The organism is Clostridioides mangenotii TR, assembly GCF_000498755.1.
Taxonomy (GTDB): Bacteria; Bacillota; Clostridia; order Peptostreptococcales; family Peptostreptococcaceae; genus Metaclostridioides; species Metaclostridioides mangenotii_A.
Genome location: NZ_AXUS01000054.1, coordinates 1 through 3,586 on the forward strand (window position 1 = coordinate 1; position 3,586 = coordinate 3,586).

Genomic DNA, 3,586 nt, shown 5'->3' on the forward strand with positions numbered 1-3,586 from the left:
TTTAGCACTGTCTACTGTATCTTTATTCTGTTTAGCTTCTTCTTTCCCTGTTGAAGTTGTTTCCACGTTCTGCTTAGCTGAATTACCTTTAGCTCCATCGACAGCTTTTTTGCCTTCTTTAGCTTCTTCAGTTCCAGTAGTTTCTGTTTTTACCTCTTGGTTAGCGGTTATTATTTTTTTGCTTCATCAACAACAACTTTTTTACCCTCTTTAGCCTCTTCTGTACCTTCTGTTTCAATCGTTAATTTAGATCTTAATTCAGGCGGAAGTAACTCGACTAAAGCATTCCAATCTTTTACTGAGTTCAAGGCATCTGGATTATTAAGTATAAAGCTTGTAACTAAGTCTTTATTCTCTGGAAATTCATCATAAAGTTGTTTTATTAATCCTAGTTTATCAGTGCCGATCACTTTGGTATTTACTAAGGTTTGAACGTCTTTAGGAAGAGTGTCATATATACCTTGTAACTTTTTTATACCTTCATCTTCTACGTTTATCTTATATTGTAGGGCTAGTTCTGGATTATCTTTGATATGTTGTTCAAGTTCTTCATAACTGTCCATACTTCTCATTAGATCAAGATTATCCACAACAAATTTCGTAGTCATCTCTTTAGTACCAGTAGGAATACTATTAATCATTGAGCTAATTTTATCAAGCTCATTAACACCAACATCACCCTCAGCAATTATAGCAGCTCTAATTTCAAGACGCTCATCCCCTTGAAATTCTTTGAACTTATCCATTGCTGCATTGAGTTGATCATCGTTTATTTCTTTAACATTTATTTGACCTTTAACATCAATATTTCCAATATCAACAGAGTGATCTTTACCTAATGTTTTGTCTATGTCTTTTTGAAGTACATCCATAGCTTGATTGCCTTCAGGTGTATCTCCCATTTCATATACAGCAACTAGTCTCATTAGGAGTTCATAATCTTCATCACTAAAATCTCCATCTTTCATTAATCCACTTACCAGATTTCTAATTTCCTCTGGAACATTTTTATCTGAAAGAACAACTTCTGGATTAAATTTTATTTTTCCATTGATCTCTTGAAAACTTGAATCAGCTGTTAATTTAGTCTTTAAATTCTCAAAAGTTTTAAAACGTGCGGCTAGATCTGAAGTTACTTGATCTTTACCTACATTTTTTGCTCTTTTGTCAAAAGTCATAAGATAAGCATCTAATGCCGAAGTTGCTGATTTTGCACTTGCTGGGAGTTCAAGCATCTCTCGCACTTGCTCTTTTGTCATGCTTGTTGATCCCATCAATGCTGGTATTAACTTTTTAACCCCATTCTCGTATTTGCCGATTTCTCCTGTTTTATTAAATTCTTCTCTTAATTTAATATAACTATTTAATGCGGGGTCTAGAGCTCCTTTATTCTTTACAAATGTATTGGTCATTCCCATTACATAATTTTGCATTCCAGCATCGTCTAATCCTTGAACATTAAACATAGAATTTAATTTATTAACATATCCGAGAGTGCCTTCTCCTAAATTCTTAAGATCGTCATTCTGTAGAAAAAGATTATTTAAACCTTTTCGTTTAACTATTAAATTTTTTTCTACTTTGGCTGTTTCTTGAGATACCTTATTGTAATTGTCTGCGATACCTTTAGTATATTCGGAATAAGCCTTATTATAGGCTTTGGCATCATCTTTCACTGATGCCCCAAGCTTCATACTACCATTTCTTGCTACAACCTCAAGATGTTGTAATTTAAGTTTTAGGTTTTGCTCTCCGTCTTCAAGTGTTAATAAAGGTATTTTATAAGCTTCTACCTTTTTACCACTTTGCAAATGATTCTTTCCGTTAAACTTAGTTTTTTTCTCTAGAGCCTCAGTTGCAGTAACCATCGCATTAATCTCTTCTTGCATCTTCATTTCTTGTTGTAGGCGTATCATATCTTTCATGCTTTCAACAATACTTTGAGCAGATCCTGACATTGCCAACAATGGGTCTCCATTTGCATCTTCACCCATTACTAACTCTGGCATTATATCTGCAATTTCTCTTTTTAATTGAGATAAACGCTCAAAATCTTTTGCCGTCTTATCTGTCTTCGCATTTAATTTATCATATTCTTTAGCAATACCAGACATCGAATCTCTTTTTGTCCCTAAGCTATTTATTTCATTCTGTATCTTAGAGATTTTATTTTTATGTCCTTCCATTGCAATCTCGTATCTGTTTATATGATTTGAGACTTTTTGAACGGCGAAAGAGATTGCTGCTGTTGCACCGGCAAACAAAAGAGCATTCCCAGCGGTAGATAATAAACCAGTACCTAATCCAGTTAATGCAGTTTTAAACTTAGATACACCTAATGAATTTTTTACTACATCTTTATTCATTTGCGATAAATTAGTTGACATTCCAGCGACTCTAAGTCCCGTAGTATATTTAGATGTGGCTTCTAAGTTTTTATTAAAACTTTTAACAGGAGGCAAAACTTGTTTGAAACTTTTACCAGATTCTTTTATCTGACTAACAAAACTTGTCATTGGAGGAATGACTTTATCAAAACCTTTAGAATAAGTATTGAGTAAATTAGTAGCATTCTTACCATATCCAAAAATAGATCCCATCATATTTGGAATCCCTTTGCCACTACCCAATCCTTTTATAGATGTAAACACAGTACCTAATGTTGCAACCATAAGAGGTATTGAAGAACCCATCTTACCGGCACCTGAAACAATCTTATTTAATACTTCAGCAAATTTTGTAGCTCCAGTTATTGCGTTTTTAAACATATCAGTGCTAATAGTATTTGTTAGGAGCTCCTTCATTGTTTCTTTTAATGTATTTAAACGACCTTGTATAGAGTCTATAAAACGTGCGTTTTCTTTTTGGGCACTACCGAAAACTTGCCCAGTATTATAATCATTCATGAAATTCTTATATTGACCCCAATTAGAAATAAGCGACTGTATTACAGCTGCTTGCTGTTTGCCGCCCAAGGCCTCTGATAAACCTTTTTTCTCTTTATCATTTAAAGAACTCCATTTTTGAGCTACTTCATCTAAAATCACAGTCATATCTTTCATCTGTGTTTTTTTCTTATCAGCAAAAACATCTATCCCAGCTACTTTTTGTAATGTTAATGCTGTTTTATTTAAACTTAATGAACCATCTTTTGCAGATGATTTTACACCAGCTAGGTTAACGGCCAAACTCTTGATCCCGTTCCCTACACGAGCAGGGTCTTGTCGAAAATTCAAATAGGTTCGTTATTCCTATCCAGTTCTCTTATGAACTTCCCTAATTTTCATTAGGATACTAGACTATATCACGAACTTACATTTGTAAGTTCCTCACCGTTTCGATTTAAAAGGCTTTACTGATCATATTACGATCAACCTTACCACTTGGCTCTACTCTACTTGCTTATTCACTCAATTACGAGTTATGCTTTCGATAGTCGTTAGGCTTTTATACTATGAAATATAGTTAATTTAGCACGGTTGGTTGTCCTTTCGGAGTTTCCCCGTTTAGATGAGTTATTCAATGTATCTCACGATACAAGGCGACTAATTTTAATCGATTCATTTGCTGCAGTTATCATAGCTAC

Annotated in this window: 2 protein-coding genes; one reads left to right on the forward strand and one right to left on the reverse strand. The window is 33.9% G+C overall.

Annotation, left to right across the window (positions count from 1 at the left end; all coding sequences use genetic code 11):
* The coding region (locus T473_RS18935) for a hypothetical protein (RefSeq protein WP_207636514.1) at nucleotides 1–214 on the forward strand (214 nt) is incomplete at its 5' end.
* On the opposite strand, the gene T473_RS0115165 is transcribed toward T473_RS18935, so the two are convergent.
* Entirely contained in the window at nucleotides 171–3,188 is a 3,018-nt protein-coding gene (locus T473_RS0115165; RefSeq protein ID WP_024622602.1) for a phage tail tape measure protein, read from the reverse strand. The two genes, T473_RS18935 and T473_RS0115165, sit on opposite strands and share 44 nt — an antisense overlap.
* Nucleotides 3,189–3,586 lie beyond the last annotated feature (398 nt).